Genomic DNA, 25,055 nt, shown 5'->3' with positions numbered 1-25,055 from the left:
GCCGGCGATTTTTGATGACAAAGGTGGTGAAACGGACGGTGGATATGGATCTGGAATTGATCGCAAAAGTGATCATCAGCAATCCGTTGCTCACCTACGGTTTGCTCGCATTGATGATCACGGTGGCTGTCGTGTTCGTGTGGCGGGCAAAAAAGGGGGACCGAATTGCACTCTGGGGAATTGTCATCGAACCGAATAAAACGATCCATGAATTGAAGGATTCCAACGAACGCATGTCCCAAGAATTCAAGCGTGCCCAGATGGTGATCGAATCAATCAAGACGCTGTCCGAGGAAATTGCCGCTGTTCTTTGCGGTTCCCAAACGGATTTTGAACGTCAACGAAGAGCCATCTATACGTATTTTCTCTCTCAACTCGTCGCCGTCATGACCGTGAACAAGGCCAACAACCCGCGGGTTTGCGTATTTATTTCCGCCGGTGACGGTACGCTCAAAGTACATGAAGCCGCGCTGCACACACCGGAGGGAATGAAGAAATTGCGGTTGCCGATCGACGATTCAGCAGCAGGGTATACATACCGTACGGGCGAAGTCTATTTTTCCGGCGACATCCATTCACCAGGCAACCGATTCAAAGCCCATCCCAAAGCGCATAAAGTGTATCATTCCCTGATTTGCGTGCCGATCAAGACGGGAGAGCGGGTCATCGGCATCCTCAGTGTGACGGGAGATGAGCAGAAAACGTACTCGGATGCGGAAAAAATGTATTTGCAGGCATTTGCCAATGTCCTGGCGCCCTTGTTGCATCTGGAATTGCACGGTTTCCCGATAGAGCAGACGAAGGAAGCCGATGAACACGAAACGGTGGCGGCACCAACCTGATGGATTGATATTTCATTTTTGACTGATGATTGGAAATTGAAAGATACCGACCTGATGCCTGGCATCAGGTCTTCTTTTTTTCCTTGGTATGGTTTTTTTGGGAGGCGGGGATGTTAAAGAGTGGTGATGATCATGGAAAAACAGGGGAACAAATGGACACGCAAACGGACGATCAAAAAAGCGGAAAAACTGGAGAAGCGAGCGGAGAAAAAGGTAAAGGATCGGGTGAACGATACCGCCGTGACAGCGGATGCAGAGAAGAACGCCCAATATATGGTCAAATTGTTGGGGGACAGTGCGGATGTGATCTCACGCATTTTCACCATTCAATACACACCTGACCGGAAAGCGGCCGTTTTGTACATCGACGGTCTTGTTAATATGGCGATTGTCGATCAGTTCATTCTTCATCCGTTGATGGTGGAAGGGGAACGTTTGAAAGTCAAGACGGACTTGTGGCAAATGGTCAATGAGAGCTTGGTGCAGACCGGTGAGATGAAGCAATCAACCAAAATGCAGGAAATCGTCAACGGATTGTTGTCCGGGGACACCATTTTGTTTGTGGACGGGTATGATACCGGTTTGATTATCGGTACGCGAGGTTGGGAAAAGCGCGGGGTCGACGAACCACGTGCGGAAGCGGTGATCCGCGGTCCGCGTGAAGGGTTGACGGAAACGATCCGCATCAACACCTCCATGATTCGCCGGCGGTTGAAAGATCCCGACTTGCGGCTGAAAAACTATATGGTCGGCAAACGGACGAAAACCAACGTCTCCATTTTCTATATTGAGGGTGTGGCTGATCCCAAGGTTGTACAAGAAGTGGAGAAACGGATACAAAACATTCAAATTGACGGTGTGTTGGAATCAGGATATATCGAGGAGTTGATCCAGGACCAAATCTGGACACCGTTTCCCCAGTTGCAAAACACCGAGCGTCCCGATGTGGTCGTGGGTCATTTGCTGGAAGGAAAAGTGGCCATTTTGGTTGACGGAACACCGAACACGTTGATCGCGCCGGCGGTGTTTACCCAGTTCTATTACAGTCCCGAAGATTATTATGAGCGATACCTGATTACGTCATTTTTGCGGATGATCCGTTTGCTGAGTTTGCTTATCGCACTGTTGTTACCGGCGCTCTACATTGCGTTCGTTTCTTTTCACCCGGAGATGATCCCGTCCAAATTGGCGATCGCAATGGCCGCGGGGAGGGCGACGGTGCCGTTCCCTTCCATCGTCGAAGCGTTGATCATGGAAACCAGTGTGGAGGTGTTGCGGGAGGCGAGTATCCGTCTGCCGGGTCCCATCGGTCCGACGATCGGGATCGTGGGGGCGTTGGTCATCGGGGATGCGGCGGTGTCAGCCGGGCTCGTCAGTCCGGCGATGGTGATCATCGTCGGTTTGACGACGATCAGCTCGTACGCAAACCCCTATTACAATGCGGCCATCTCGCTCCGTCTGATCCGCTTTCCGCTGATGATTGTGGCGGCCCTTCTCGGACTGTACGGCATCATGTTGGCGTTGATGCTGATGTTGTTGCACCTGGTGAAATTGAAGTCGTTCGGTGTGCCCTATTTGGCACCGTTTTCCCCGATCAATTGGACTGATTTGAAAGACACATTGATCCGGGTGCCGTGGCAATTGATGAAGCATCGGCCCAAACTGATGAAGCCCGGCGATACGCAGCGACAAGAGGAAGGGGGGAGCAAGACGTGAACGCTTCATCCAAGCAAATGACGCAAAAGACGGTTTCCACCTATCAAGCCTTCGCCTTGATTGTCTCTGCCATGGTCGGGATCGGGGTGCTGTCCATGCCGCAGGGGGTCGCCAAGGATGCGGGACCGGACGGGGTGTGGATCTTCCCGTTGGCCGGACTGTTGGTCGCTTTCGGGACTTTTTTGGTTACAAAACTGGGACAACGGTTTCCCGGTCTGCACTTTGTCCAATACATTCCCCGCATTCTCGGTAGCAAGCGGTCTCCTTGGTTGGGCAAAATCATGGCGGCTCCGTTGATCATCATCGGCGTGCTTCTCTGGTTGGTGACATCCGCCTTGGTCAGCCGCCTGTTTGGCGAAGGTCTGGTCACCGTGACTTTGCAACGAACACCTATTCAATTCATCATTTTTACTCTGATCGCGGTGGGAGCTGTCGTTTCGGCCCAACGAACGGAAGTAATCGCACGGTTCAACGAGTTTTTGTTACCCTTTTTGTTCATTCCGTTTGTGTTGAATCTCTTTACCTGGTTGCAGCGGGGTGAATTGGAAAACCTGTTTCCGTTGTTTCAAGTCGAACCGAAACAAATACTGCGTGGTTTGTTGACCAGCTTTTTCTCTTTTGCCGGATTTGAGTTTGTGCTCAACTATATGCCCGATTACCAACGGCCCCAAAAAGCGATGATCGGACATATGACAGGTATTGCCGTTGTGACGGTATTGTATTGGACCACTTTCATGGCTTCGCTCGCCGCATTCGGCCAGTTTGAACTGGTGCGTATGATCTGGCCCACGTACGAATTGGTCAAGATACTCAGTATTCCCGGCAATATACTGGAACGGTTGGAATCAGCAATCCTCACCGTTTGGATGATTGCTGTGTTCACCACCTTGATCATCGGTTTCAATACGGTTATCAATACGATCATGGTGGCGTTTCGATGGCCGGATCGGTATCGCAAATGGATCGCCTTGGGATGCGTCCCCCTCTTGTATGTGATCGCAGTCTGGCCACCTGATTTGAAGACCGCGTTTCTCGTGCGGGATTGGATCGGAATCGGATTGGTTTCATACGCCGTTTTTGGTTCCGCTCTTTTGTTACTTATTGCCGTCATTCGCAAGATCAAAGGGGGGACCGGGGATGTGGCATCCTCATAACCCGTGGAAATCGACCAAGTACTTCGGTTGCCTTCCACTGTTTCGAGGCATGATGGCATGGATATTGTTGGTGACAATGCTGACAGGGTGTTGGGACCAGCGAGAAATCGAGGAACGGACATCGATCGTCGCGTTGGCGATCGACGAGGACCCGACGGGATACAAAATCTCCGTTCAGGTACCCAATCCAATCAAGATTTTCGGTGCCGGTGGCGGCGGAGGAGGAGGCGGTGGAGAGGAAGCCGTAGAGATGCTGATTGGAAGAGGGGAAACGCTCATGGAAGCGATGAATGACATTCAAAATCAAACCAACCAGGAAATATTTCTCGGGCACACTCGACTTGTCTTGATCGGAGAAAAGGTGGCAAAAAAAGGGATTTGGCCGTTGATCGACGGTTTTCGGCGGCATCCGGCCATCCGCAGACGGCTCTGGCCTCTGGTCGTAAAAGGCGAGGCCCAATCCGTGTTGCAGGTGAAAACCAGGTTGGAACAAATTCCCACCGTTTTTATCATGGACATGGTGGACAGCGGGGTCAGAGACGGCAGCATGGCCGACATGACACTGGGTAGGCTGTACAAGGCTTTATACGACCCTGCGGTGGATCCCTATCTCAACTATATCCAAGCCGAGAAGGACACGGTGCGATGGCTGGGGTTGGCTTTGTTCAAAAAGGACAAAATGGTAGGCACACTCAATACGCAAGAAAGCGCGATTTTATTGCAAGCCAGAGAATCCAAATCAGGTGATCCGGTCAGTGTTTCTTGTCCTGATCGAAAAGGGGAAATCGTGTTTCAGCCGGACAGGGTGAAAACCAAATATCAAATCAACAAAACGAACAACAACGTGCGCATCCAAGTTCGCATGCGTGTCGATGGGAAGATTACGGAAAAAACGTGTCCGATCGATCTCAGCCAAAACGGCACGATTGAGAAGATGGAAAAATCATTGGGTGGATGGTATGAACGCATGGGAAACAGTGTGCTGCGAAAAATACAAAAGGATTTGAAAACGGATGTGATAGGTCTTGGCAATAAAATATACGCCTTTCATCCGACCATTTGGAAATCACTCCATTGGAAAAAACAATACCCAAACGCTCACATCGACCTGAAGTATCAAGTGCAGATCCGACGCATCGGGCTGGATAAAAAGTGACGGAAAATGGGGAATCGACTATGGCAGGAAATCGCAACAAGGAAGAAATTCGTTCGATTAACCCGCATCAAGCGCGGGCAATATTGACCGCCACCATGGTGGGTGTGGGAGTACTCACCTTGCCTCGCAGTGTGGCCATTCCGCTGAAGACGGGAGGCGTGTGGGCAGTTTTGGTGGCGGGTGTTCTCAATGCCGTGCCCATCTATCTCATTACGGTATTGGGACGGATGTTTCCCGGACAGACATTGGTGCAGTACATCTCGCAGGTGGTAGGCTTCAAAAATCGCCCTGGGCTGTCCAAAATGATTTCCTTCCTGTTCGTCCTGCCACTCGGTCTGTTTTTACTGTTATCCATTTCCATTGTGACGCGATATTTCGCCGAAGTGGTGAAAACCGCAGTGCTGATCAACACTCCCATTGAAGTCACGATGATTACATTATTGTTCACAGCGGCCGTGGTCGCAAGCAATCACTTAGGGGTTATTGCCCGTTTGAGTGAGCTTCTCCTTCTTATCTTGTATATGCCCGGTCTCCTCCTTATCTTCGCTGGAATACAAGAGGGAAGTATTGAGAACCTCATGCCGTTGTTTTCTTTCAGTGGGAGGGAATTGGTTCAGGGAGTACTGGCTTCTTCCTATTCGTTTCAGGGATATATCGTCGCTTTGATTTTCATGGGATATTACCAGCAGCCCAAAAAATCGCTCCGCCCCCACATGATATCCATATCTGTGGTTACATTAGGATACGCTGTTACCGTATTGGTGACGTTGGCCACATTGGGTTCATTTGAAGCCATTCGGATAATGTGGCCTACACTTGAGGTTTTCAAACTCACGGAATTTCCTGGGGATATTTTTGAACGGATCGAATCGGCAGTGCTGGCTGTGTGGGTGGTGGCCGTCTTCACGACAGTCAAAAATTTGTACGGAGCTGTGGTGGACATAATGATGAGGTATGCCAACTGTCGGGAAAGATTCCGCCCATGGATCTCGTTTGCTGTTGTACCTATAGCGTATCTGCTGGGTATGTGGCCGAACAATGTCTTCGATGTGTTCCGATTTTCCGATATTATAGGTAGCTATGGACTGATATTGTCTTTTGCGATTCCCATTCTGCTGTTGCTGATCGCCTGGTTACGCCGGTTGGGGAGCCGGCGGGAGCAGATGCAAACATGATGGAAAGCAGGAAGTGCGTCTTCCGACTTTTCACCTTCGCGAAAGCTTGATATAATGAGGATTGTTTTGAATGATTTTTTTCGTGGAATCCAAAAATGGTGGGAATGAACATGAACGCTTTTGCATACGATCTGACGCACGAAGACTGGAAGGCATGGATGCGCAAACATGATTTGCCCGAATGGCGCGGAACTCAGGTAATGGAATGGTTATATCAAAAAAGAGCCACTTCCTTTGATGAAATGACCAATTTACCCAAAGTTTTACGTTCGCGTCTGGCCGAGTCCTTTGTGATCCAACCGTTGAATGCGATCACGACGCAGGTCTCCCGGGACGGGACGGTCAAATTTTTGTTCGCGCTCCCGGACCAGCATGCGATCGAAACCGTCATCATGCGCCATGATTACGGGATCAGCGTTTGCGTCACCACCCAGGTCGGGTGTCGGATCGGCTGCACGTTTTGTGCATCAACATTGGGAGGATTGAAGCGAAACCTGCAAGCGGGGGAAATCGTCGCACAAGTGGTCGCGGCCCAACAATACCTCGACCAGGAAGCGGAACGGGTGCGTTCCGTTGTCGTCATGGGGTCGGGGGAACCGTTTGAAAACTATGAGGCGACGCTGCAATTTGTCCGTGTGATCAACGATGCCAAAGGGTTGAACATCGGGCAACGGCACATCACGGTTTCCACCAGCGGCGTGATTCCGGAGATCTACCGGTTTGCCGACGAAGGCTTGCAAGTGCGGCTGGCCGTTTCGCTTCACGCCCCGAACACGGAATTGCGATCCAAGTTGATGCCGATCAACCGTCGTTTTCCGTTGCCGGATCTGATGGAGGCCTGTCGGTATTACCTGCGGAAAACCGGGCGGCGGATCACGTTTGAGTATGCCCTCATCGGGGGTGTGAACGACCGGGACGAGCATGCGCACGAGCTGGCCGGATTACTTCAGGGATTCGATTGTTTGGTCAACCTGATTCCGGTCAATTATGTCCCGGAACGGAACTATGTTCGGACGCCGCGCAAGCAGGTGTTCGCTTTTCAGCGCATTTTGGAATCCCACGGCATTTCGGCGACGATCCGCCGGGAACACGGCAGCGATATTGCAGCTGCCTGTGGGCAACTAAGGGCCAAGCATCTGGAAAAACTGGAGAACACAACAGGTTGATCAAGAGAAAAAAGAAATGGAAGCGGGAGCCTAGGAATCCTTTCGGGGGAATCCTCGTTTCCATCAGAATGAATGGGAGCGTTTTTCCATGTAGATGAGGAAAGGGGTTACCGGGGATGAAGATGGCATGGCGGACCGATACAGGCCGGGTGCGCAAGCACAACGAAGACAGCATCGGTCTGTTTCGCACAAAAAAAGGGGCTCTGGTTGCAGTGGTTGCTGACGGGATGGGCGGTCATCAAGCCGGAGACGTAGCCAGCAGGCATGCCGTCGAGATCATCCGTCGGGAATTGGATACACTCTCTTCTAGGGCAGATGTGGAGGAGCGTCGTCAGCGTCTGCTGGAAGCCGTCCAAAAAGCCAACCAAAGCGTCTTCCAATTGGCGAACGAAGTGCAAAAATACAAAGGGATGGGCACTACACTCATTGCCGCCGTCATCGCCAAACGTGAAATTGTGCTCGCCCACATTGGCGACAGCCGTGCCTATCTGCTCCATCGGGGTGGCCTGTATCAATTGACGGAAGATCATTCGCTGGTGAACATCTTGAAAAAACACGGCCAAATCACGGAGGAAGAAGCGCGGAATCATCCCCAGCGCAATGTAATTATTCGATCGTTGGGCACCAATGAAGAAGTGGAAGCGGACATCATTGAGACACCGTGGAACCCGGGAGACACCTTGCTGATGTGTACAGATGGTCTGACCGGCATGGTAGATGTCCGCCAGATCGGGTTGGTGTTGACCTCCCGGATGACGTTGGACCAACAGGCCGATCGGCTGGTGCAATTGGCCAATGAAGCGGGGGGAACGGATAACATTTCCTTGATCTTGCTGAAAAATACCCGGGCGAGAAAAACATATTCGGGATAGGTCGGAGGAGGAGCGGGGTGACATGAATATGGAAGGGAAAAAGCTGGGTGGGCGTTATCACGTCATCAGTCGCGTCGGCGGTGGCGGAATGGCCGTGGTATATAAAGCAAAGGACCTTTTGTTGAACCGGTATGTCGCCATTAAAGTGCTGAACGAGTCGCTCAGCAACGACGCGGAATTCATCCGCCGTTTCAGCAGGGAAGCGCAGGCGGCAGCCAGTTTGTCGCATCCCAACGTCGTGAATGTGTATGACGTGGGTAAGGATGGACACACCCACTATATCGTGATGGAGTATGTGGAAGGGCCGACGTTGAAGGAGTTCATTTTGGAGAACGGTCCCTTGCCTCCGGAAGAAGCGGCGGCCATCGCGATCCAGATCTGCGACGCATTGGCGCACGCCCATGAAAACCAGATTGTTCACCGGGATATCAAACCGCACAACATTTTGCTGGGGTCCAACGGACGGGCCAAGGTGACCGATTTCGGCATCGCCCGTGCGGCCACCTCGTCCACCATCACGCAAACCGGATCAGTGATGGGGTCGGTGCATTATTTCTCCCCCGAGCAAGCGCGCGGGGGCGTGATCGGTGAAAAATCCGATCTGTACTCCCTGGGTGTGGTATTGTACGAGATGGTGACCGGCGTATTGCCGTTTGACGGTGATTCGGCGATCGGCATCGCGCTCAAACATCTGCAGGAACCCGTACCGGACCCGCGGCAGTGGAATCCGGACATTCCGGATCAACTGATCGACATCATCATGCGGGCGCTGGAAAAAGATCCGCAAAACCGTTTCCCGTCCGCCAAAGCTATGATGCAGGAACTCAAATTTGCGTTTCATTCGGACCGATTGGAAACACCGCGTTGGCGTGCGGAAACAAAGGAAGACGAAAATACCAAACCCATCGCCACGTTGTCCCGGGCGGAAGCGGCGGCGAAAGCAGAGGAACCGCGCCAATCCACCCAGGTGGGTCAGGACACCATGGCCAACTTGGAACGCCTGCGCAACATTCCGGCCGACCAAAACAAGACCGTTTTGCAGCGTACCGTCATCTGGCTGGAGAATATGCAGGCCAACATGCCGTGGTGGCAAAAACTTCTTTTCGGACTGTTTACCATGGTCGTGATCATCGCCTTGACCATTTTCGGATTCACCAGCCTGTGGAGCCTCTTCTCCAGTGCGGGTGAAGACGAAGAAGCGATGAAGAACAAAAACCAAACGACCGCTCAGGTGACGTTGGTGGATTTGACCGACAAACCCCGTAAAGAAGCGGTGGCGTGGTTAAGAAATCACGGTTTGAAACCTGAGATCAAGAAAGAGAGCAAAGAAGGCGTCGAACCGGGTGTCGTTTTCAACCAGGAGCCGGCGAGCGGGACTTCCGTCAAGCCCGGCTCGTCGGTTACTTTATATGTGGCTTCCAATGAAGGTATGGTACAGGTGCCCGATTTGAGGGATAAATTTCAAAGCAGAGTGGAAAATACTCCGGGATTTGATATTCAATTCCGGTGGTGGGATTTTCCTGGTGGTGTTTACGGAAAGGTATATGAACAATATCCATCACCCGGTTCATGGGTGAAACCCGGCTCAACCATATATGCCTGGGTAGATGTAAACAAAAACGTCGATACACCGCCATCCCAGGGAGGAAAACCGTAAGTTCCGTTTACACAGGTTTGTTAGATTTCTCACATAGGGAAGATGAACAGAGGGAGATACGAAACGGCACAGGGACCGTTTCCCGTCGTTGGTCTGCGGCGGGATGACGCGTCCCGCCTTTTGTGAAGTGAATACATACGACAAGGAGGAATGTTATGCCGGAAGGGCAAATCGTTCGGGCTGTCAGCGGTTTTTACTATGTGCGGACGCCGGAAGGGGAACAGGTGCAATGCCGCGCACGCGGCGTATTCAAAAAGAAAAACGTCACACCGTTGGTGGGTGATCTCGTTCGCTTTGATTGGACGGGCGATGGTCAAGGCTTCATCACGGAAGTAAAACCGCGCAAGACCCAACTGATTCGCCCTCCGATTGCCAATGTGGAGCAGGCGATCGTCGTGTGCGCTTTGCGGGAGCCTGCGTTTCAACCCATGGTGGTGGACCGTGTGTTGGTGCATTGTGAAAAGGCCGGGCTGGACGTGGTGCTTTGTCTGACCAAAACGGATTTGGTGACGGAAGAGGAAGAAATCGAACGGATTCGCTCGGTTTACGAATCGGTCGGTTATCCGGTGGTGGCCACCAGTGTGGTGAAGGGTGAAGGAATCGATACCGTCAGGCAATATCTGAAAGGGGCATTGTCGGTATTTGCCGGCCAGTCCGGAGTGGGCAAATCTTCGTTGCTCAACGCCATTCACCCCGGGTTTCAACTGGCGACCGGAACTGTCAGCAGCAAAATCGGCCGGGGACGACACACGACCCGAACGGTGGAGATACTGGACCTTCCTGATGGGGGGCAAGTGGCGGATACACCGGGATTCAGTCAGTTGACATTTCAGGGTATGGAAGCTTCAGAGTTGAGCGATTGCTTTCCCGAATTCCGTCTGCGCTCCCCCGAATGCCGATTCCGCGGATGCCTTCACCGCAATGAGCCGGACTGCGCCGTTCGGGCGGCGGTGGAGAAAGGGGAAGTTGACGCCGGCCGTTATGAGCATTACCTTCAGTTTTTGCAGGAAGTCGAATCGTTACGGAGGTATTGAGCATGATCAAGATTGCGCCCTCCATTCTCTCAGCCGATTTCTCCCGATTGAAAGAGGAGATCAAGGAAGTGGAAGCGGCGGGAGCGGACTGGATTCACGTGGATGTGATGGACGGCCATTTTGTTCCCAACTTGACAATCGGTCCGCTTGTGGTGGAAGCGATCCGGCCTCATACGCATCTGCCTTTGGATGTACACTTGATGATCGAGGAACCGGACCGGTACATCCCTGCTTTTGCGAACAGCGGCGCCGACTGGATCAGCGTACATGTGGAGGCGTGTTCGCATCTTCACCGGACCGTTCATCTGATCAAAGAACACGGTGTCAAAGCGGGCGTGGTCCTCAATCCGGCTACCCCCGCAGGGGTATTGGAACCCATTTTGCCTGATGTGGACCTGATTTTGCTGATGACGGTCAATCCCGGCTTCGGCGGTCAGAAGTTCATCCCGTCTGTACTGCCGAAAATCGGACAGGTTCGCGACATGCTGAAACGCGTGGGACGAATGGATGTCGCATTGGAAGTGGACGGAGGGATCAATCCGCATACCGCGGCCGATGTTGTGGCGCAAGGAGCCGACGTGTTGGTCGCCGGCTCGGCAGTGTTCGGGGCCGAGGATCGAGGCGAAGCGATTCGCCGGTTGAGGGAAGCGGCGGGCAGCGCGCTGACGTGAGACGATTGGATTCATCGGTTCCGGTGAAACATGATAAACCGGGTTGATAAAGAGCGAGCGGGAAAACCCGGCTCTTCAGGGTTGGAATGAAAGCGAGCGTCGGACGCGGGAGGGCTTGTTCCTCTCGCAAGTCCGACGGAAGTTGGGTACAATCGAGGTGACAAGTGCGAAAACACTGAAAGTGACCATGCGGACGAAAACTGATGAGACGAAAATCACCCGGGCTTGGACGAAGGTATCGTGGAAGGATGCGGGTTGTCAAGCCGAATGAAGCGAGATACCCACGGCGACCGAAGGTGCCTCCGGAGCCGTGAGGGGGTAAGTCACATTGGGGCCGTTTCCCTGGCAAACAGTGGGAAACGGCCTTGACCGTCTTGTCAACCGTATCCGCGTTGACAATAATAATAGAGATGAACTTTCGGCTGTGAAAGCATGGCCTGGATTCATGCAAAGATCGCGATAGATCAAATGAAGGAGAAAAGGAGGGATGAACATTGACCGGTCAACGGCGTTTGCTGACTTTGACCGAAATCGCCATCATGGCTGCGATCGGCGTATTGTTGTCCACGTTTGTCAAAATCCAGGGGCTGTGGCCGCAAGGGGGTTCCATCAGCCTGGTGATGCTGCCGATCGCTTTGGTGGCCTTTCGCCGTGGATGGGCGGCTGGCGCGGTTTGCGGTTTGTTGGTCGGTTTGATCAATTGGATGGTGGAGCCGTTCGTGGTGCATCCCGTACAGGTGGTGTTGGATTATCCGCTGGCTTTTGCGGCGCTGGGCCTGTCCGGCGTGTTCGCGCTGAATCGCGACATGCCCCGTGGCAAGCAGGTGATGCGGGCCATTCTGGGTCTGATCCTCGCTGGCGGTTTGCGCTTGCTGTCCCATTTCATCTCGGGTGTGGTCTGGTTCGGGCAGTATGCACCCAAAGGGATGAATGTGGCTTTGTATTCGTTCCTTTACAACATTTCCTACATCTTGCCTGATGTGATCATCGCCGCAGTGCTCATGACGATTCTGATCACGCAGGCACCGCAGTTGGTGATGAAACAACGGTGAGTGGGAAATTGCACGTAACAGGGCGTGTCGTGATTGTGACGGGCGGGTCGACCGACACCGGGGATTTTTCGGCCATTCGTTCGGATGACGTGGTGATTGGCGTAGACGGCGGTGCTGTTCGCCTGTGGGAGGCAGGTGTACGTATCGATTTGGCTGTCGGTGACTTCGACACGGCGGGAGAGGATTTTCTTCATCGTTTGTGTGAATCCGGCGTTCCCACGCGCCGATTGCCGGCGGAGAAGGATATGACTGATACGCAGTACGCGGTGGAACAAGCGTTGTTGCACGACCCGCAAGAGATTCTGGTGTTGGGAGCGCTGGGCGGGACGCGCTTTGACCATACATGGGCCAATGTGAGTTTGCTGGAGCGCATCGCCGACCGGGGCAGTGTCGGGATCATTCAGAACCGATGGAATCGGTTACGTCTGCTGAAGGGGGCCGGATCGCTCATTCTTCCGCGAGATCGTTACGCTTTCTGTTCACTGTTGCCGGTGTCGAAGGAAGTGACCGGGGTAACGCTGTCCGGGTTTCGTTATCCATTGAAAGAGGCGACGCTAAAACGGGGTGACACCTGGGGCATCAGCAATGAATGGCAAGCGGATCGGGCAGTCATCGTCATCCGCTCCGGCGTGTTGCTGGTGGCGGAGAGCCAAGACGGCTCCGCCGTTTAGCGTGTTTGGTCGGGCTTGGGCTTGTCGCTCGCGGAAAACATTGCCTCCTGTTGGATTGCCGGAGAACGCACTGAAGTGTATGGGCAATCTGTTTTCTTGCTTGGTATCCGAGGTTGTTTCTGGGCACACTTTTCCCTCCGCCGCATATAAATAAATGACGTCAGCGAACACGGAATTTTACGTGCGTACTAACAGCGGTAAGGAGGGGTAGGGGTGAAGTTTTACACCATCAAGCTCCCGAAATTTCTCGGTGGGATGGTCAGAGCCCTCTTGAGCATGTTTCAGAAGGAAAAATGAGCTTCATCATCATGATCCATCAATGCGCGTTCCGCTCACGTCCCGGGGAGACCAGGGACGATGACGGCGTGTCCACGAAAAAAGCACCGCAAACGGTGCTTTTTTTGATGGTCTCAAAAAAACCCGCAGTCCGGTCAGACGCGGGTTACTTTTCCCGATTTAAGGGCTTTGGTACTTACATAGACGCGTTTCGGCTTGCCGTCCACCAAGATGCGCACCTTTTGGACGTTGACGCCCCATTTGCGCTTGGACTTGCGGTTGGAGTGGCTGACTTTGTTTCCGGTGCGTCCTTCTTTGCCGGTGATGAAGCAACGACGGGCCACTCTGAACACCTCCCAGTTTCCTCTCATAGATAGCAAAACACGTGAACATTTTAGCACAACCCCGGCACCCTTGCAAGGAACGGGGCGACAGACGAAGATCGGTTGGTAACTTTTAATTCCCAAATGATTGTTGTACAATTGTGCTGAATGTGCAAAAGAGTGACCTCTCCCAAGGGGGAATGACGATGAGTCTCGAATTGGCCAATGATCTCGGGCACATCGAAGTAGCCAACGAAGTCCTTGCCACCATTGCCGGTGCGGCGGCCATGGATTGTTACGGCCTGGTCGGCATGGCTTCGCGCAGCCAATTGAAAGACGGTATCACAGAGTTGCTCAAACGGGAAAATCTGAGCAAAGGGATCGAGGTCCGGATTGAGCGGGGAGAAGTGGTGGTCGACATGTACATCATCGTCGGCTACGGAACGAAAATCTCCGAAGTCGCCCACAATGTTCAATCCAAAGTGAAGTACACACTGAAACAATTGGTGGGTATCGAGGTCAACCGAGTCAACATCTTTGTTCAAGGGGTAAGGTTGGTCAACGAAGATTGACACCCTCCCCGGCTCATGCACCCCAAGAGCACATGAGATACCGCAGGATTCTCGGGTCGCTGGTTTTGAGACCGTTTCCTTTTTGAACAATGCCAAGTTCAGAGGTGGTCATCAGCCCGTCCCTTGAAGTTCTGCAACCCGGTTACGTACCTACATAGGCTGCGTACCTAAAAGTACGCCAGATCCTTCTTTCACCCCTGGTTTTATCTGATGAGAGGGATGGGTTCGTACTGGAACCTCATACCAATGATTCGACAGAACAAGAACCACTGGCAGTGGATTGAGCACCGCTCAAGCGTCGATTGACCAAACGATTGGTTACTCTTGCCATTCCCAAAAAAGGAGGTTCCGAGTAACGCCGCCTTTCATCCTGCGATTGAAACTGCGGGGGTTAGTCAGCATTTTCTGTAAGGAGGAGCACTGTTGACACATCAACAGATTGACGCGACACTTTTCTCACTCATGATTTGGGCGGGAGCGCAACAGCTGAACAAACACGTGGAACAAGTGAATGCGCTCAACGTCTTTCCCGTACCGGACGGAGACACGGGGACCAACATGAATCTATCGTTCTCTTCCGGCGCCAAGGAGGTGAAACGGAAAAAGAGTGAACATGTGGGGCAACTGGCGGAAGCCCTGTCAAAAGGTTTGCTGATGGGCGCGCGCGGAAACTCCGGCGTCATTTTATCCCAGTTGTTCCGCGGATTTGCCAAGTCCGTGGAAAACAAGGTGACACTGACAGCGAGGGATTTGGCCCAGGCTTTTCATAAAGGGGTGGAAACGGCCTACAAAGCTGTGATCAAACCGGTTGAAGGCACCATTCTCACCGTTGCACGGGAAGCGGCGGAAAAAGGGCTGGTGCGCATGGCCCAGACCAACGATGTGGTGGCGGTGATGGAGACCGTGTTGAAAGAAGCGCGTCTCTCCCTGTCCCGCACCCCCAAATTATTGCCCGTGTTGGCACAAACCGGTGTGGTGGATGCGGGCGGACAAGGATTGGTCTTCATTTATGAAGGTTTTTTGTCCGCATTGAAAGGAACGGTGAAGTGGCAAGAAACGGAATCGGAAGCGATCATCGTAGAGCCGACTGAATCCTTGGGAGCGCTGGCACATCAAAGTGCACAGGCCCAAATCGACGCATCCGAAATTGAGCATGGGTATTGTACTGAATTCATGATCATGTTGGAAAAGGATGCATCATTTGACGAAACGGCATTTCGCCGGGAGATGGCGCAGTTCGGCGACTCGCTTTTGGTAGTGTCTGACGACGATCTGGTCAAAGTGCACATTCATGCCGAGCGTCCCGGAGATGCGCTCAACTTCGCCATGCAATACGGCGGACTCACGCGCATCAAAATTGAAAACATGCGGGAGCAACACGCCAGCATCGTGGAGAAGAAAGTATCCGCTTCCCCGACTGAACTGCCGGTGGAAAAGGCGGCGGGGGCCGAGGATGCAGAGGAGTCCAAACCTTACGGACTGGTGGCGGTCGCGGCAGGTGACGGCATTGCGGAAATCTTCCGCAGTTTGGGCGTGGATGTGATTATCGAAGGCGGGCAGACGATGAACCCCAGCACGGAGGACATCGCCCGGGCGGTTGAGCGGTTAAACGTTGAGCATGTCATCATCCTGCCCAACAACAAGAACATCATCCTCACGGCGGAACAGGTGGAACACATCGTTGATACGCCGGTGACGGTTTTGCCGACCAAGACGGTTCCGCAAGGGTTGGCGGCACTGCTCGCTTTCCAACCGGAAGCTGACTTGGAGGAGAACCGGCGGCGAATGACGGAAAGCCTCACCCGGGTGCGTTCGGGCGAAGTCACCTATGCGGTGCGCGATTCCAACGTGCAGGATCTGGAAATCAAAGAAGGGGATTTTCTGGGGATTTGTGAAGGAAAAATTGAAACGGTGGGTCGCAGCCTGCTGGCCACTTCCCGTGACCTGCTCCAGAAAATGTTGTCCGAGCCGGCCGATGTCGTCACCATTTTATATGGGAAAGACGTCACCGACGCACAGGTTAAGGAGCTATCCGATTTTCTGAAGCGGAACTACCCCGATGTGGAATACGAAGTGCATTATGGCGGTCAACCTTTGTATTTCTTTCTGTTTTCCGTAGAATAACCGGGGAGGTGCTTATGCATTGCGCAAAGTAAAAGTCATCACCGACAGCACGGCGGACATTCCCGCTGAATTGATACAGGAACTGGATATTTCCGTTGTCCCGTTAAAAGTGCATTTGCAGGGACAAACGTATTTGGACAGAGTGGACATCCAACCCGAAGAATTTTACCAAAAGTTGCAGGAAGCGGATGAGTTGGCGAGCACTTCGCAACCGTCCCCGATTGACTTTGTGGAAACGTACCGTGCGACCGCCAAGGACGGAGGCGTGGATCTCTTGTCCATCCATTTGTCTTCCGCTTTAAGCGGTACGTTTCAATCGGCGCTGCTGGCGAAATCGATGGTGGAGGATGAGTTCAAAATTACCGTCATTGATTCGAAAAAAGCGTCCTACCCCATCGGTATGATCGTGGTGGAAGCGGCACGTGCGGCCAAAGAAGGCAAATCGCTCGACGAATGTGTCTCTCTGGTCAACCGGATGATCGACGACATGGGTGTCTACTTCATGGTGGACACGCTGGAATATCTGCAAAAAGGTGGCCGGATCGGAAAAGCGTCCGCCCTCGTCGGATCGTTGTTGAACATCAAGCCGATCCTCTCCTTCAACGAACACGGCGAAGTATGTCCCGTGGATAAAGTGCGCGGCAAGAGCAGGGCGGAGGCACGTGTCATGGAGTTGGTCAGGGAAAAAGCCGGGGATAAGGGATTGCAAAAAGCGGCAGTATGCCACGCCAACAGGCGGGAAGAGGCCGAGAAATGGGCGGAGCGGTTGCGCACCGAATTTGCGGTGGAAGATGTGGTTATCACGGATGTCGGTCCGGTGGTCGGCACCCATGTCGGACCGGGAACGATTGCGGTCGTCGTTTTGCCGGCATAAATGCGCCCGGTGATTGTCATCATTTATTATCATTTTCTTTTCTCACGGGCGCTGGGAGTATACGGCAATTTGGCGAGCAGGTGGTCGCAGGAGGAGTGAGTGAGAATGAAGTATCGTACGGTGTTTGATATTATCGGGCCAATCATGATCGGCCCCTCCAGTTCCCATACGGCCGGAGCGGCGCGGATCGGACGGGCGGCCCGCGCTTTGTTCGGCAGAAAACCGAAAAAAGTCACGATTACGTTTTATGGTTCATTCGCCAAAACGTATCGGGGACACGGCACGGACGTCGCGGTGGTTGGCGGCGTGTTGGATTTTGACACATTTGACAGACGGATTGTCGATTCCCTGAAAATCGCGCGTGAACAAGGGATCGAAGTGATCTTTCGGGAATCGGAGGAAGTGCCGGATCACCCGAACACGGCGCGGATATTGCTGGAAGACGAGAAAGGGTCGACGGAAGTGGTGGGGATCTCCATCGGCGGTGGCAAGATGGAGATCACCGAACTGAACGGTTTTTCTCTCAATCTGTCCGGTAATGCACCAACGCTGCTCATCCTGCACCGTGACCGGTATGGTGCCATCGCCACCGTGGCCGGTATTTTGGCTCGCCATCAAATCAACATTGGTTACATGCAGGTTTCGCGCAAGGAAAAAGGTTCACTGGCTCTGATGACGATCGAAACGGATCAGCCGGTGAGTGAAGCGGTGAAAGCAGAGATCGAGGCGCAAGAAGGGATCACGGGTGTGACCGTGTTGTCCTGATCCGCGGGGATCCGGTTCACCGTCACTTGCCCGTGACCTTTGTCCAAGAGGCCGTCGATCCCGTGATTCCGGGTTCGGCGGCTGATTTTTTCCTGTTTGATGTGCTATCATAACTGTAGGAAAAAGGAATCTTTATCGTTTATCTGCGACACGTCATCGAAAAGGAGACGGATCTCCATGAAGTTTCGAACGATAGCCGAATTGGTGGAAATTGCCGAGTCGGAACAGATGCCGATCTCGGAAGTGATGATACGGGCGGAGATGGAAGCGACGGGCGAATCCCGCGAGTCCATTTTCCGCATGATGGAGCAAAATCTGGATGTGATGGAGCAGGCCATTCACCGCGGTCTGACGGAAGATATCCGTTCCCACAGCGGATTGACGGGCGGCGATGCCATAAAGATTCAAGCCTACAAAAACAAAGTGAAGCTTCTGCTGTCCGGACCGACTGTTTTGGATGCGGTTTCACGTGCAACGGCCGTATCCGAAGTAAACGCCGCGATGGGGACCATTGTCGCCACACCGACGGCCGGTTCATGCGGGATTTTGCCCGGTTGTGTGTTTACCGCGGCCAACCGGTTGAACTCAGACAGGGAGACGATGGTACGGGCGCTGTTTGTGGGCGGAGCGATCGGATACATCATCGCCAACAACGCATGCATTTCCGGTGCGGCAGGAGGTTGTCAGGCCGAGGTGGGTTCCGCTACGGCGATGGCTGCGGCCGCCGTAGTGGAAATGGCCGGCGGAACCCCCTCGATGTCGGCGCAAGCGGTGGCGATTGCGTTGAAAAATATGCTGGGTTTGGTGTGTGATCCTGTTGCCGGGCTGGTTGAAGCTCCCTGCGTCAAACGCAATGCGATGGGAGCAGCGATCGCCATGGTGGCTGCAGACATGGCGATGGCCGGTGTGGAAAGCGTTATTCCGCCGGATGAAGTGGTGGAAGCGATGTACAAGATCGGCCGGGATATGCCGGTAGCCTTGAAAGAAACGGCATTGGGAGGGTTGGCGGCGACCCCGACGGGACGGGCGTTGGAACGTCGGATTTTCGGGGGGACGCCACAGTGAACGGATGGATTTGAGAAAGACACCGGTGACGGCAGTGACGGGAGTGGGAGAAAAACGGGCGGAAGAGCTGGAGCAGTTGGGTATCCGAACCGTGGAGGACCTGTTGACCTATTTTCCATACCGGTACGATGATTACCGCTTGGTCGACCTGACCACGGCGGAGCACGAGGAGCGTGTCACCGTCCGGGGCAAGTTGCTCACCATGCCCAGCATCCGGTGGTATGGCGGCAAAAAGTCCCGCATCAGTGCCAAACTGGATGTGGACGGCTTGGCGGTTCAAGTGGTGTGGTTCAATCAGGCATATCTCAAATCCAAGCTCCAAATCGGGCAGTCTCTGATGGTCTCGGGAAAATGGGATCGGCATCGCTTGCAGATCACTGCGGACCGGACTTTTTTCAGCGGTGCCGAGCAGGAAAAGCAAGCCGGTCGCCTTTTGCCGGTCTATTCGATCTCGGGCGGAATCAAGGTCGCCTGGTTGCGCAAAACGATCCATCAGGCATTTCTTCAGTTTGGACGACAAATTGAAGAGGTGTTGCCGACTGAACTCCGCGAACGATACCGGTTGATGGACCGGGCGCAGGCCATGTATCGGCTGCATTTTCCCCGGAGCAGGGAGGAAGGAAGCCGTGCCCGACGCCGTATGGCATATGAGGAGCTGTTTTTGTATGAATTGAAACTCCTTCACTGGCGCAGGCAGACGCGTGAACGGGTAAAAGGGATTGCGCATGAATTTGATACAACTCAAGTAAAACAATTGATCGAGCGTTTGCCGTTTTCCCTGACGGGTGCCCAACAGCGCGTCGTTCGCGAAATTTTGGACGATTTGCGTGCCCCGGAGCAGATGCACCGTCTGTTGCAGGGGGATGTGGGTTCAGGCAAAACGGTCATTGCTGCGATTGCGCTCTACGCCAATTATCTGAGCGGTTGTCAGGGCGCGTTGATGGTGCCGACTGAGATATTGGCCGAGCAACATATGCAGTCCTTGCGAAAGCTCCTGGAACCGTACGGTGTTCGTTTGGCCTTGTTGACGGGAAGTTTGACCGCCAAAGAGCGTCGGGAAGTGCTGGGTGAGTTGCAGATGGGGTTGGCCGACGTGGTGGTGGGAACGCATGCATTGATCCAGGAACCTGTGACGTTTCGCCGTTTGGGGTTGGTGATTACGGACGAGCAACATCGGTTCGGGGTGAAGCAGCGGGTCCGTTTTCGGGAAAAAGGAGAATCACCTGACGTTCTCCACATGACGGCGACGCCCATTCCGCGTACACTGGCGATCACGGTTTACGGGGATATGGACGTCTCGGTAATCGATGAGATGCCGGCCGGTCGTCAACCCGTTGACACTTATTGGGTCAAATCGGATGTATGGCCGCGTGTGGTGCAATTCATCGCCAAGGAATGCCGCAACCATCATCAAGCGTACGTCATCTGCCCGCTGATTGACGAATCCGAGAAACTGGATCTGCAAAACGCCCAGTCCGTGTTTGAAGAATTGACACAAACACTGGCACCCGTGCGGGTCGGTCTGTTGCACGGGAAAATGTCCCCGGCGGAGAAAGAGGAAGTGATGAGGCGCTTTGCGGCCAATGACATCCAGGTGTTGGTGTCCACCACCGTTGTGGAAGTAGGAGTCAACGTACCCAACGCCACTGTCATGGTCGTGTATGATGCCGACCGTTTCGGCTTGGCCCAACTCCATCAGTTGCGAGGACGGGTGGGCCGCGGTGGCGGTTCGGCCACTTGTATTCTGGTGGCGGACCCCAAAACGGAAACGGGCGTGGAACGGATGCGGATCATGACAGAGACGACGGACGGATTTGAAATCGCCCAACGCGATTTGGAACTGAGAGGACCGGGAGATTTTTTCGGCGTGAAACAGAGTGGGTTGCCTGATTTTCGGGTGGCCGATGTGGTGGAGGATGCCAAGATCCTGGAAACCGCCCGTACTGATGCCATCAGGCTGATCTCAAGCCCTGATTTTTGGCAGCGGGAAGAATGGTCACCCCTGCACCGCTACCTTCGAAGTTTGGATGAAGAAGGACAAGCCAATTTTGATTAGACAAGTTTTACGTTACCGATTTGCACATAAGAATATGTTGTGACTGAAAAAACCTAGAGGCTATGTGCCTCTAGGTTTTCCCCCGGAAAATGGACCCGTTTCACCATAAGAATGGGTCTTTTTTTCTCGCCTTTCTTTTGTAACGCCGTCCATACCGCTGGGACAGTTGTGCCAATGTCTCGATCAGCCTGACGACCGCAGAGAAGAGTATGATCCATTTCTCCACGTCGTGCCCTCCTTTCCAAACGAAGCTGCTACTGACGGCGGACTTGCCAGCCAACTCCCGTCAAGTCAATGAGGTCAATGGGAGAAAGGAGCGCAGATGGGATACTGATGGTGAAGCCGGAAAGCGGTAGGTGGGGTGGAAACAAACGGATAAAAAAGAGGTTTCAGTCTGATTACTTTGGGGTAAAAATATATTTCGAATTTTTTTAAAATCAGCTTCGAAATTGGTTAAAAAAGGGTGTTGGCCTAATCCCAATATACCATATTAGACCAATGATGTAAATACATAGAAATATTTTTCGGCCGATTCGGCGTTTTTTTTAATGGGATTTTACCTTCCGCCCGGGGTTTTTGCAGGTTGGGTGAACCGATTTGGCAACAACGCATAGGCTGTTGGTATCAGAGCGATGACTGAGTGACTGTCTGTCGATCCGACGGTTAATGGAGGAGAAAGCTGTGAATCCGGATAAAGTGCTCTATATGGATTTGGCCAGAACGATCAATCAGACGTTGGGAAGAAAGGCGATTCACCCTGAAAGAATTCGTCAAGCCGTTGAAGAAGCAAAACGGATCAAACGATATGGAGGTACAGCGGAACTGATCCATTATGCCACTCATTTGTACGAAACATGGTTTACCCCGGAAGAAGTGGAAATGTTAAAACGGTCTCCGAGAAAAAAAGAATTGTCGTACCGCATGATCGATCTTTTGATCCTGGAAAAAGTGCTGACTCCCGCGCAAGGAATGATGCTCAAGCGCATGGTGTAACTTTTGGCCGAAGCATGGTTGGTCCATCCCGTCAGACGTGATCGCATTTCCGGTCGAGCGAAGTCCTGACCCCGATTCCGCATGATCATTGGAAGCGTGGAGGCACAAATGGTACGTTCCTGAACCGAGATGCGGACACAATGAGAACCGACCCTTTTCCAGGCTTGGATGAAGCTGTCGTGGATGGATGTGGATTGCCGCGCCAAATGAAGCGAAAAGCCCACATAGGGAGTGCCTCTGGTGCTTCAGCCGTGCGCAGCAAGTCACTTTCAGTCGAATGGAAGAGTGGCGTCGTACTCTTTGGGCATCCCGCCCGCAAGATTGGGTGGGTTGATTGGGCCGATATCTCGGACAGACGGAGGGCATCCGTCATACGATAGCAGTGTATCCATGGTAGCACATTCAAATGCTCAAAAGGGGGAAGGCGCCCTTTGAAAAAACTGCGGACCCTTGGCCGGCCCCAATCTCGCAGTTTGGGCTGGTTACAGGAAAAAGTGGACCAACTGTTGAAAGACCGTCAGGAACGCCTTTCGCGGCTGCGTGAGCAACAACAGAATCATTGGCCGATGCCGCCCGACATGCCGGATATGTTTCCCCTGCCACACGATCCGGTTCATGAACAGGGGGAACACCTTCGGAGGAACCACATCCACCACGAATCCCCCGGTGCGTCGCAGCGGCATGAATCGCCCCATCGACACAGAATGAACCCAACGGAATCTCCACGCCAGAGAGAGTTCCCCCCGGTTCCACCGTGGGTCCAGGAATGGCCGGATTTGCCGCAGAGTCAGAACAGTGGGCCGCCGCGGGAGCCGGAAGTGTCTCAAAATTTCAGAGAATGGCTGTTGCAGGAATGGGACTATGAGGATATTCCTCCTCCGCGACATTTATTGGAGAGAAGAGAGAGTGCGCAGAGACGAGCACCCCATTTGGGGGATTGGCCGCCGACGGATCAGTGGGAGGCTCCGCGGCACAGTACCCGGAAAACGCAGGATTTGGGAGAGTCTCCACAGATGATGAATGAAACAAAAGAGGTGGAACGCGCCAAAGTGAATGCCGCCAAGAGCAGCGGACGGCGATACGGGAAACGGCGCCGCAACAACCGGTAACCAATATGTCGCATTCGCAGACATTGGAAGTCTGCGGATTTTTTTGCGCAAAAAAGGACTCGCGGGTAATCCCAGCGAGCCGATAGTATCCGTGCATGTTTGCACCGATACTGAAATGGGAGAGGAGAAACCGGAGGAAGAGCTTATGGGGAAACGTAAGTCTTCTCCGCGGTTTGACGGCATCGGTTGATGCCGCCATTCCTATCGTTGACACATCCGAGGCAAAATATACGCCTCGGTTATCCATTTTTTTGCCTTCAGATTGAACGCGTTTTCACCAATGTTTTCTTTGTGGTAGGATAGAAATGTTCATGACGATGATAAAGGCATGTCTGGGAATTTGACAAACCGGGAGTTTCCGGCGATAAAAAGAAGAAAGAGTGAAAGTGGTCTCCCGACCAGGTGACGATAGAGTGTTTCCGGTCATGCCATAAGGGTGGAGGATGTTTCCCGGGTGAGCAAAAATCAGAGCCCGACAGTGTAGAACCGGAAAGCGCCAGTCCCTTGGCGGGCAATTTCCATGATTGGAAGGGATGTGCGTCCTGCACCCTTCGGTTCGGAGAGGGATCGAGAATAAGGGAGACGGCTGTTGCGGGAACTTGTGGGAGTCAGTTCCTTGCAGACCGGACAGACCAGGCATGTCCAAAAAAAGAGGGTGTATCAATTCATGCGGATTATTGCCGGCACTGCACGCGGTTTACGACTGAAAATGGTTCCCGGCAAGCATGTGAGGCCCACCGCGGACAGGGTGAAGGAATCATTGTTTCACATCATCGGCCCTTTTTTTGACGGCGGCTGGGTGTTGGATCTCTTTGCCGGTACCGGTGCCTTGGGCTTGGAAGCCCTGAGTCGCGGGGTGGATCGCGCAGTGTTCGTGGACCGTCATCGCTTGAGTGTGGAAACGATCCGCGCCAATGTCCAATTGGCCGGTTTCGAGGAACAATCGGAAATTTATCAGAGAGATGCGCGAGCCGCTATTCGAGTATTGGTTCGGCGCGGGATTCGCTTTCGTTTCGTTTTTGTCGATCCGCCGTACCGGGAAGGTTGGCATGTACCCGTGTTGAAGCAATTGGCGACAGCACCGATATTGGAAAATAACGGTGTGGTCGTTGTCGAATCGGCGTCAAATCAAGCATTGCCGAAAGAGGTAGGGGCACTTCACGTGACTCGCGAGATGGCGTATGGGGACACTGCGATCCGGTTATACCAGCTACAAAGTGACGCTTAGGAGGTGGAGGCGGTGACGATCGCCGTATATCCCGGAAGTTTTGATCCGTTGACCTACGGACATCTGGATATCATCCAACGCAGTTCCAAAGTGGTGGACCACCTGATTGTGGCGGTACTACATAATGCACAGAAACAACCCTTGTTCACCGTGGACGAGCGGAAAGCCCTCATCAGTGAAGTGGTGGCCGGAATGAAAAACGTGGAAGTGGACAGCTTTGACGGGCTGTTGGTCGACTATGTGCGCAAACGAAACGCGGATGTCATCGTCCGCGGACTGCGGGCGATTACCGATTTTGAGTACGAGTTGCAATTGGCTTCCATCAATCGCAAAATGAATCCTGATGCGGAAACCCTCTTTATGATGACGAACAACCAATATTCTTTTCTCAGCTCCAAAATGGTGAAAGAGGTGGCCAAATACGGGGCGGACGTCAGTGATCTGGTGCCGCCGCCTGTTGAGGCCGCGCTTCGGAACAAATTTGGATTCATGTGATCAACCCGG

General features: G+C 53.2%; 26 protein-coding genes. 23 read left to right on the top strand and 3 right to left on the bottom strand.

Annotation, left to right across the window (positions count from 1 at the left end; all coding sequences use genetic code 11):
• The first annotated feature begins 14 nt into the window (after positions 1 to 14).
• The 13 genes from JQC72_RS02050 to spoVM all read left to right on the top strand — a co-directional run bounded on the left by JQC72_RS02050 (position 15) and on the right by spoVM (position 13,463).
• Positions 15 to 842: a GAF domain-containing protein gene (locus JQC72_RS02050; RefSeq protein WP_205492463.1), complete on the top strand. Its 828-nt coding sequence runs from the start codon at positions 15 to 17 to the stop codon at positions 840 to 842.
• Positions 843 to 968: 126 nt separating this feature from the next.
• The gene (locus JQC72_RS02045; RefSeq protein ID WP_335342391.1) at positions 969 to 2,558 is read left to right on the top strand and encodes a spore germination protein; all 1,590 of its coding nucleotides are present in this window, start codon (positions 969 to 971) and stop codon (positions 2,556 to 2,558) included.
• Complete coding sequence (locus JQC72_RS02040; protein WP_205492462.1) at positions 2,555 to 3,712, top strand: GerAB/ArcD/ProY family transporter; 1,158 nt, start codon at positions 2,555 to 2,557, stop codon at positions 3,710 to 3,712. The genes JQC72_RS02045 and JQC72_RS02040 overlap by 4 nt, the downstream gene beginning before the upstream one ends.
• Positions 3,696 to 4,868: a Ger(x)C family spore germination protein gene (locus JQC72_RS02035; protein WP_205492461.1), complete on the top strand. Its 1,173-nt coding sequence runs from the start codon at positions 3,696 to 3,698 to the stop codon at positions 4,866 to 4,868. The genes JQC72_RS02040 and JQC72_RS02035 overlap by 17 nt, the downstream gene beginning before the upstream one ends.
• A gap of 20 nt (positions 4,869 to 4,888) precedes the next feature.
• Complete coding sequence (locus JQC72_RS02030) at positions 4,889 to 6,043, top strand: GerAB/ArcD/ProY family transporter (protein ID WP_205492460.1); 1,155 nt, start codon at positions 4,889 to 4,891, stop codon at positions 6,041 to 6,043.
• Positions 6,044 to 6,153: 110 nt separating this feature from the next.
• Positions 6,154 to 7,209, top strand: coding sequence for a dual-specificity RNA methyltransferase RlmN (rlmN, locus tag JQC72_RS02025; protein ID WP_205492459.1), 1,056 nt, complete (start codon positions 6,154 to 6,156; stop codon positions 7,207 to 7,209).
• Positions 7,210 to 7,325: 116 nt separating this feature from the next.
• A complete protein-coding gene (locus JQC72_RS02020; RefSeq protein ID WP_205492458.1) occupies positions 7,326 to 8,081 on the top strand; it encodes a Stp1/IreP family PP2C-type Ser/Thr phosphatase in 756 nt (251 codons plus the stop codon).
• A 28-nt stretch (positions 8,082 to 8,109) separates the two neighbouring features.
• A complete protein-coding gene (gene pknB / locus JQC72_RS02015) occupies positions 8,110 to 9,738 on the top strand; it encodes a Stk1 family PASTA domain-containing Ser/Thr kinase (RefSeq protein ID WP_419179833.1) in 1,629 nt (542 codons plus the stop codon).
• Positions 9,739 to 9,893: 155 nt separating this feature from the next.
• Positions 9,894 to 10,772, top strand: a complete 879-nt coding sequence (gene rsgA / locus JQC72_RS02010) for a ribosome small subunit-dependent GTPase A (RefSeq protein ID WP_205492456.1) — start codon at positions 9,894 to 9,896, stop codon at positions 10,770 to 10,772.
• A 2-nt stretch (positions 10,773 to 10,774) separates the two neighbouring features.
• The gene (rpe, locus tag JQC72_RS02005) at positions 10,775 to 11,443 is read left to right on the top strand and encodes a ribulose-phosphate 3-epimerase (RefSeq protein WP_205492455.1); all 669 of its coding nucleotides are present in this window, start codon (positions 10,775 to 10,777) and stop codon (positions 11,441 to 11,443) included.
• Positions 11,444 to 11,937: 494 nt separating this feature from the next.
• Complete coding sequence (gene thiT, locus JQC72_RS02000; protein WP_302104437.1) at positions 11,938 to 12,495, top strand: energy-coupled thiamine transporter ThiT; 558 nt, start codon at positions 11,938 to 11,940, stop codon at positions 12,493 to 12,495.
• Complete coding sequence (locus JQC72_RS01995) at positions 12,492 to 13,166, top strand: thiamine diphosphokinase (protein WP_205492454.1); 675 nt, start codon at positions 12,492 to 12,494, stop codon at positions 13,164 to 13,166. Before thiT ends, JQC72_RS01995 begins: the two co-directional genes overlap by 4 nt.
• 213 nt (positions 13,167 to 13,379) lie before the next feature.
• Positions 13,380 to 13,463: a stage V sporulation protein SpoVM gene (spoVM, locus tag JQC72_RS16700; RefSeq protein WP_205493194.1), complete on the top strand. Its 84-nt coding sequence runs from the start codon at positions 13,380 to 13,382 to the stop codon at positions 13,461 to 13,463.
• Positions 13,464 to 13,597: 134 nt separating this feature from the next.
• On the opposite strand, the gene rpmB is transcribed toward spoVM, so the two are convergent.
• The gene (rpmB, locus tag JQC72_RS01985) at positions 13,598 to 13,786 is read right to left on the bottom strand and encodes a 50S ribosomal protein L28 (RefSeq protein WP_205492453.1); all 189 of its coding nucleotides are present in this window, start codon (positions 13,784 to 13,786) and stop codon (positions 13,598 to 13,600) included.
• Positions 13,787 to 13,971: 185 nt separating this feature from the next.
• Here rpmB and JQC72_RS01980 point away from each other — a divergent pair, with 185 nt between their 5' ends.
• The 6 genes from JQC72_RS01980 to recG all read left to right on the top strand — a co-directional run bounded on the left by JQC72_RS01980 (position 13,972) and on the right by recG (position 21,221).
• Positions 13,972 to 14,337, top strand: coding sequence for an Asp23/Gls24 family envelope stress response protein (locus JQC72_RS01980; protein WP_205492452.1), 366 nt, complete (start codon positions 13,972 to 13,974; stop codon positions 14,335 to 14,337).
• Between the two features lie 423 nt (positions 14,338 to 14,760).
• Positions 14,761 to 16,461 carry a DAK2 domain-containing protein gene (locus JQC72_RS01975; protein ID WP_419179827.1) on the top strand — a complete coding sequence of 567 codons (1,701 nt, stop codon included), beginning with the start codon at positions 14,761 to 14,763 and terminating at the stop codon, positions 16,459 to 16,461.
• A 19-nt stretch (positions 16,462 to 16,480) separates the two neighbouring features.
• The gene (locus tag JQC72_RS01970) at positions 16,481 to 17,335 is read left to right on the top strand and encodes a DegV family protein (RefSeq protein WP_205492451.1); all 855 of its coding nucleotides are present in this window, start codon (positions 16,481 to 16,483) and stop codon (positions 17,333 to 17,335) included.
• Between the two features lie 105 nt (positions 17,336 to 17,440).
• A complete protein-coding gene (gene sdaAB, locus JQC72_RS01965) occupies positions 17,441 to 18,100 on the top strand; it encodes an L-serine ammonia-lyase, iron-sulfur-dependent subunit beta (RefSeq protein ID WP_205492450.1) in 660 nt (219 codons plus the stop codon).
• A gap of 177 nt (positions 18,101 to 18,277) precedes the next feature.
• Positions 18,278 to 19,165 carry an L-serine ammonia-lyase, iron-sulfur-dependent, subunit alpha gene (gene sdaAA / locus JQC72_RS01960; RefSeq protein WP_205492449.1) on the top strand — a complete coding sequence of 296 codons (888 nt, stop codon included), beginning with the start codon at positions 18,278 to 18,280 and terminating at the stop codon, positions 19,163 to 19,165.
• Between the two features lie 4 nt (positions 19,166 to 19,169).
• Positions 19,170 to 21,221: an ATP-dependent DNA helicase RecG gene (gene recG / locus JQC72_RS01955; protein ID WP_205492448.1), complete on the top strand. Its 2,052-nt coding sequence runs from the start codon at positions 19,170 to 19,172 to the stop codon at positions 21,219 to 21,221.
• Between the two features lie 100 nt (positions 21,222 to 21,321).
• Here the strand turns inward: recG and JQC72_RS16370 are convergent, their stop codons facing one another.
• Complete coding sequence (locus JQC72_RS16370; RefSeq protein WP_302104435.1) at positions 21,322 to 21,447, bottom strand: hypothetical protein; 126 nt, start codon at positions 21,445 to 21,447, stop codon at positions 21,322 to 21,324.
• Between the two features lie 455 nt (positions 21,448 to 21,902).
• On the opposite strand from JQC72_RS16370, the gene JQC72_RS01950 reads away from it, so the two are divergent.
• A complete protein-coding gene (locus JQC72_RS01950; protein WP_205492447.1) occupies positions 21,903 to 22,214 on the top strand; it encodes a DUF2461 domain-containing protein in 312 nt (103 codons plus the stop codon).
• A 482-nt stretch (positions 22,215 to 22,696) separates the two neighbouring features.
• Here JQC72_RS01950 and JQC72_RS01945 read toward each other — a convergent pair whose 3' ends face one another.
• Positions 22,697 to 22,897 carry a hypothetical protein gene (locus tag JQC72_RS01945; protein ID WP_205492446.1) on the bottom strand — a complete coding sequence of 67 codons (201 nt, stop codon included), beginning with the start codon at positions 22,895 to 22,897 and terminating at the stop codon, positions 22,697 to 22,699.
• A gap of 93 nt (positions 22,898 to 22,990) precedes the next feature.
• Between JQC72_RS01945 and JQC72_RS01940 the strand changes: the two genes are divergently transcribed.
• The 3 genes from JQC72_RS01940 to coaD all read left to right on the top strand — a co-directional run bounded on the left by JQC72_RS01940 (position 22,991) and on the right by coaD (position 25,046).
• On the top strand, positions 22,991 to 23,323 hold the full coding sequence (locus JQC72_RS01940; RefSeq protein ID WP_205492445.1) for a hypothetical protein: 333 nt from the start codon (positions 22,991 to 22,993) through the stop codon (positions 23,321 to 23,323).
• Between the two features lie 667 nt (positions 23,324 to 23,990).
• The gene (rsmD, locus tag JQC72_RS01935) at positions 23,991 to 24,551 is read left to right on the top strand and encodes a 16S rRNA (guanine(966)-N(2))-methyltransferase RsmD (RefSeq protein WP_205492444.1); all 561 of its coding nucleotides are present in this window, start codon (positions 23,991 to 23,993) and stop codon (positions 24,549 to 24,551) included.
• 12 nt (positions 24,552 to 24,563) lie between these two features.
• Complete coding sequence (coaD, locus tag JQC72_RS01930; RefSeq protein ID WP_205492443.1) at positions 24,564 to 25,046, top strand: pantetheine-phosphate adenylyltransferase; 483 nt, start codon at positions 24,564 to 24,566, stop codon at positions 25,044 to 25,046.
• Positions 25,047 to 25,055 lie beyond the last annotated feature (9 nt).

Origin of the sequence: Polycladomyces zharkentensis, assembly GCF_016938855.1 — a bacterium.
GTDB classification, from domain to species: domain Bacteria; phylum Bacillota; class Bacilli; order Thermoactinomycetales; family JIR-001; genus Polycladomyces; species Polycladomyces zharkentensis.
This window is presented reverse-complemented; position numbering and strand designations above follow the sequence as displayed.